Source organism: Saccharomonospora iraqiensis subsp. paurometabolica YIM 90007, assembly GCF_000231035.2.
Lineage (GTDB): Bacteria > Actinomycetota > Actinomycetes > Mycobacteriales > Pseudonocardiaceae > Saccharomonospora > Saccharomonospora paurometabolica.
Genome location: NZ_KI912218.1, coordinates 84,941 through 89,658, shown reverse-complemented (window position 1 = coordinate 89,658; position 4,718 = coordinate 84,941). Strand labels below are relative to the sequence as shown.

At 69.4% G+C, this 4,718-nt stretch carries 7 protein-coding genes; 6 read left to right on the top strand and 1 reads right to left on the bottom strand.

The annotated features are described in order from the left end of the window. The 4 genes from SACPADRAFT_RS26140 to SACPADRAFT_RS34310 all read left to right on the top strand — a co-directional run. On the top strand, positions 1–334 hold a 334-nt coding region (locus SACPADRAFT_RS26140; protein ID WP_007024770.1), incomplete at its 5' end, for a site-specific integrase. Between the two features lie 59 nt (positions 335–393). Continuing rightward, positions 394–1,173: an SGNH/GDSL hydrolase family protein gene (locus SACPADRAFT_RS0207535; protein WP_007024771.1), complete on the top strand. Its 780-nt coding sequence runs from the start codon at positions 394–396 to the stop codon at positions 1,171–1,173. A 93-nt stretch (positions 1,174–1,266) separates the two neighbouring features. Further along, the gene (locus tag SACPADRAFT_RS0207530; protein ID WP_007024772.1) at positions 1,267–1,917 is read left to right on the top strand and encodes a cyclase family protein; all 651 of its coding nucleotides are present in this window, start codon (positions 1,267–1,269) and stop codon (positions 1,915–1,917) included. A 141-nt stretch (positions 1,918–2,058) separates the two neighbouring features. Further along, positions 2,059–2,184 (top strand): hypothetical protein, encoded by a 126-nt coding sequence (locus tag SACPADRAFT_RS34310; RefSeq protein ID WP_007024773.1) that lies wholly within the window; start codon positions 2,059–2,061, stop codon positions 2,182–2,184. 81 nt (positions 2,185–2,265) lie between these two features. Here the strand turns inward: SACPADRAFT_RS34310 and SACPADRAFT_RS0207520 are convergent, their stop codons facing one another. Then, positions 2,266–2,856 carry a recombinase family protein gene (locus SACPADRAFT_RS0207520; RefSeq protein ID WP_007024774.1) on the bottom strand — a complete coding sequence of 197 codons (591 nt, stop codon included), beginning with the start codon at positions 2,854–2,856 and terminating at the stop codon, positions 2,266–2,268. 217 nt (positions 2,857–3,073) lie between these two features. Between SACPADRAFT_RS0207520 and SACPADRAFT_RS0207515 the strand changes: the two genes are divergently transcribed. Both SACPADRAFT_RS0207515 and SACPADRAFT_RS30400 read left to right on the top strand, forming a co-directional pair. Next, a complete protein-coding gene (locus SACPADRAFT_RS0207515) occupies positions 3,074–4,237 on the top strand; it encodes a GtrA domain-containing protein (protein WP_007024775.1) in 1,164 nt (387 codons plus the stop codon). A 242-nt stretch (positions 4,238–4,479) separates the two neighbouring features. Next, a partial coding sequence (locus tag SACPADRAFT_RS30400) for a transposase (protein WP_157577103.1) occupies positions 4,480–4,718 on the top strand: 239 nt, incomplete at its 3' end.

The window sequence follows — 4,718 nt, the reverse complement described above, 5'->3', positions numbered from 1 at the left end:
CGGGCCGCTGCTGGCCACCTGCCCGCACCCGCACGACTCCACCCGCCCCGGCGGGAAACCGCTCACCCAGCGGGACGTGTGGCAGACCCTGCGGCGGCTGGCCCGGCAGGCCGGGCTGCCCACCGCGGACAGCATCTCCCCGCACACCGCCCGCCGCACCACCGGCACCCTGCTGCTGGCGCGCGGCGTGCCGGTGCAGAAGGTGCAGGACCTGCTCGGCCACGCCGACATCCGCACCACCCGCGACCGCTACGACGCCCACCGGCACAAACTCGACAGCTCCCCCACCCACACCCTCGCCCAGATTCTCGCCGAACACCGCGACGGCACCTGAGCGGGCACCCGGCGGTGGCGTGCGCCGGGCCACACCGGCCCCGCCGCTACAGTGCGGACATGATCTCCCGGTTCGTCGCGGTGGGCGACTCGTTCACCGAAGGGGTCGGCGACGACGACCCGGCCGCACCCAACGGGGTCCGCGGGTGGGCCGACCGTGTCGCCGACGTCCTCGTCCGGCACAACCCCGACCTGGGCTATGCCAACCTCGCCATCCGCGGCAGGCTGCTGCCGCAGGTGCTGGCCGAACAACTCGCCCCCGCCGTCGACCTGGCGCCCGACCTGGTCACCCTCTACGCGGGCGGCAACGACCTGATGCGGCCCAAGGCCGACGTGGACGCGCTGTGCGACGACTACGACCGCGCCGTCGGCACGCTGGCCGCCACCGGCGCCACCGTGGTGCTGTTCACCGGCGTCGACGGCGTGGCCGACCCGCTGTTCCGGAAGATGCGCGGCCGCACCGCCGTCTACAACGAACACGTCCGCCTCATCGCCGCCCGGCACGGCGCCCGGCTGGTGGACATGTGGGCGATGCACGCCCTGCGGGACCGGCGCCTGTGGGCCGACGACCGCATCCACCTCAACCACCTCGGCCACACCCGCATCGCTGCCGCCGTGCTCGACGTGCTCGGCGTCGACCACGACATCACCCCGCCCGACCCGGGCCCGCGCCCGCCCCGCTCCGCCCGCGAGGAGCGCGCGGAGAATCTGCGCTGGGCACGGGAACACGTGTGGCCGTGGATCAGCCGCCGGGTGCGCGGCACCTCCTCCGGCGACGGGCTCACCCCGAAACGACCCGACCTGCGGCCGGTGACCCCCACCCCACACACCGCACGCTGACCACCGACCGAGGCAAGCGACCGCGTGCTCGGTGAACGAGAGCAGGTGCCGAAACCCGGGGTAAGGTACGGCTCCTCCTGCGATCATGGGGCGATGCGGCTTTTCGACCTCAGTCACGCCCTCGAACCGGGCATGGTCACCTACCCGGGCCTTCCCTCGCCGGACATCGCCGACCACCTGAGCTACGACGACTCGCGGGCGCACTACGCGGAGGGCACCGAGTTCACCATCGGCCGCATCAGCATGGTCGGCAACACCGGCACCTATCTCGACACCCCCGCCCACCGCTTCCGCGACGGCCACGACCTCGGCGCACTGCCGCTGGAGCGCTGCGCGCTGCTACCCACCGTCGTCGTCGACGGCGACGGCGCCCTCGGTGCCGACGCGTTCGCCGACCTCGAGGTCGAGGGATGCGCCGTGCTGCTGCGGACCGGCTGGGACCGGCACTGGGGCACCGACCGGTACGGCGCCCCGGAGCACCCGCACCTCACCGGGGCCGGCGCCGAGCACCTGGCCGCCCGCGGCGCCGCGCTCGTGGGGATCGACTCGGTCAACATCGACGACACCCGCACCGGCGAACGGCCCGCGCACACCGCCCTGCTGGCCGCCGACATCCCGGTGGTCGAACACCTCACGGGCCTGCACGCCCTCCCGGCGACCGGGGCCCGGTTCACCGCCGTCCCGGTGGCCGTACGCGGACTCGCCACCTTCCCGGTGCGGGCCTTCGCGACCGTGGACTGGTGAACTCCGGCGTGCGGTCCGCCGCACCCCGGGGGCTGCGCGGCCCCACCCGTCGCAGCTCCCGAACACGCCTGAACGGTACATACGGGGAACGACTGCAGGTGAGCCCGCACAGGTGGTGTCAATAATGGTACTATAAGGGCGATGGTCGCCATTGATTCGATCGTGGCAGCGATGCGACGCGCACCGACCAACGTGCGCTTCGCCGATTTGCGGAAGGTGTGTGAACACTACTTCGGCGAACCGCGCCAGTCGGCCCTGTACTCCTGAAGCTGTCCTGAGGGGCAGAGTAGGGGCGGCGGGTCAGTCGATGAGGAGTGCGGCGTCGAGAGCGCGAGCGCGGCCGGTGGGTCATCGGGTCTTGGCTGAGGTCTGGTCCCGTTGCAGGGTGCGGTAGACCGTCGTCCGGGAGACGGTGAAGACCTCGGCGAGGTCGGCGATGGTGTACTCGCCAGTGCCGTACATGCGCACGAGCTCGCGCTGCTGCTTGGTCGAGAGCTTGGGCTGCTTGCCACGCAGCTTGCCCTTGGCCTTGACTACGGCCATGCCTTCCTTCGTCCTGGCTCGCAGGAGGTCGACTTCAAATCCTGCGAAGGTGGCCAGGATGTTGAAGAACATTTTGCCCATGGGGTCGGCGTGGTCGTAGACCTGGCCGCCGAGGGAGAGCTTGATGCCGCGTTCGGCCAGGGAGTCGCCGATGGCGCGAGCGTCCGGGACGGAGCGGGCGAGCCGGTCGAATTTCGGTACGACGAGGGTGTCGCCTTCGCGGACGGCGGCGAGTGCCTGATCAAGACCGGGGCGGGCTCGGGTGGTGCCGGTCAGCCCGTGGTCGAGGTAGATCCGGTCGTCGGCGACGCCGAGCTCGGCCAGGCTCTGGCGTTGGGCGGTGAGGTCTTGCTCGTCGGTGGAGCAGCGGGCGTAGCCGATGATCGTGGCGCTCATGGCGCGCGAGCGTACGTTTAGCCCCCGACGACTGATTTTCACCGTACGGGGCAACTGCAACGCCGCAGGTCCAGGCCAGGGCCCGCTGGTCGCTGCGTCGGCGGGTGTACGCAAGGGGTTGGTTTGCGGAGATGGTGCGGGGCTCGAGCTACGTGGGTCGTTGGATAGGGCTGTGGTGGGTAGCCGTGGGGCGTCGCCGAAGGTGGGGAGTGCTGCGATGACGATGCCGGGAGATGCGAGGAACGGTTCGATCGAGACGGTGACTGTGGGGGTGGTGGCTGATCCGGTGGCCGCGCCTGCGCAGATTGCTGAGCAGCTCGCCCATGATTTGCCGAGACTGTTGTCCGAGCAGCTGAAGGACAACTGCGTGTGGCGCGTGGAGGTGCACCGCGAGCGGTTGCCGCCCAGTGACGACCGCCATACCGAGATGATGGACGTCGCTGGCGAGCGGATGCGGCAGCACGGATGGAATCTTGCTGCGTGCATCACGGATCTCCCGCTGCGTAGTGGCGGGCAGCCCATCGTGGCCGATATGAGCAACGAGCGCAGGATCCTGGTGGTGTCACTACCGGCATTCGGAGGCATGGCGTTGCACCGCCGGGTCCGAGGTGTGGTGACCCAGCTCATCGCCGACATGTGCAGCCGGGGTACTCCCTCGGAGGGGTCCCAGGAGCACCGGCGTCGCCGACTACCATGGCTGGCCAACCGCTTCCAGCGGGTCACCCCGGAGCAACGCGACGTCGACGTGCGCGTGCTGGCCTCGCGAGGCGTGGTGCGGTTGTTGATCGGCATGGTTCGGGACAATCGTCCGTGGCGGCTGGTGTTCGGGTTGACCGGGCCGCTGGTGGGGGCGTTCGCGTTCAGCGCGTTCTACTTGATCAATACGTCGGTCTGGCGCCTGGCCAGCACGATGGGGCCACTGCGCCTGTTGGCCGCGGCGCTCGGGTCGGTGGCTGTCATGGTCGCTTGGCTCATCGCCTATCACCGGCTGTGGGAGCAGACCAGGGGCCGGCCCACGCACGAACGCGAGCAGGCGGTGTTGTTCAACGCTTCCACGGTGCTGACCCTGCTCATCGGAGTGGGGTGCATGTACGGGGCGCTCTACGTCGTCAACCTAATCGCGGCCGGTGTTGTCCTCACTCCTGAGGTGTTCGGCCAGTACGTCGGGCCCGGTCTCGGATTCGGTGACTATGCCGTCGCCATGCTGCTGGTTACCGCGGCGGCCACTGTTGCCGGTGCCGTCGGTTCCGGCTTCGAAAGTGAAAACTCGGTCCGCGAAGCCGCCTTCAGCTACCGCGAACGCGAACGCCGCCAGGCCCTGCACGACACACAGACCCGACGTGAACGGCAAGAAGGCCGTGGCAGTTCCGCGGAAACATAACCGGTTACTCCACCGACGGTTCCCTCCAGCAACAAGCGTCCGCTTACGGGGGTGCCGTAGTACTCGCCGAAACTCGGACGGATATGCCTGCCGGGAATTCCTGCCTTAGAGGCTGTTCCCGAACTGATCTTGGTGGTGGGGTGGGTGCGGAGATGAGGAGGGACTCCTGGTAGATCGGGTGGTGTCTAGTCAACCGTTCTACCGAGGAGTCCCGGGTGCCATCGTGCCCGAGTGCGCCGATCATGCGCGCGCGGGGTGGGCAGTGCTGCTTGCTGGCCACCACGCATCAGCCTTCGTCCCGGTCACGGCGTTATCCGTCGGACACCACCGACGCTCAATGGGCGCTGATCGAACCGTTGTTGCCCGCCCCGGGCTGGCTGGCGGGCAGGGGCGGTAGGCGAACCAAGCACTGCCGCCGTGAGCTCGTCGATGCGATCCTGTACGTGGTCGACAACGGGATCAAGTGGCGGGCCCTGCCAGC

What these genes read in the sequence shown, in the direction of transcription:
- SACPADRAFT_RS0207515 (WP_007024775.1), top strand. Translation starts at nt 3,074, where the DNA reads ATGACGATGCCGGGAGATGCGAGGAACGGTTCGATCGAGACGGTGACT.
- SACPADRAFT_RS0207530 (WP_007024772.1), top strand. Translation starts at nt 1,267, where the DNA reads ATGCGGCTTTTCGACCTCAGTCACGCCCTCGAACCGGGCATGGTCACC.
- SACPADRAFT_RS0207520 (WP_007024774.1), bottom strand. Translation starts at nt 2,856, where the DNA reads ATGAGCGCCACGATCATCGGCTACGCCCGCTGCTCCACCGACGAGCAA.
- SACPADRAFT_RS0207535 (WP_007024771.1), top strand. Translation starts at nt 394, where the DNA reads ATGATCTCCCGGTTCGTCGCGGTGGGCGACTCGTTCACCGAAGGGGTC.
- SACPADRAFT_RS34310 (WP_007024773.1), top strand. Translation starts at nt 2,059, where the DNA reads ATGGTCGCCATTGATTCGATCGTGGCAGCGATGCGACGCGCACCGACC.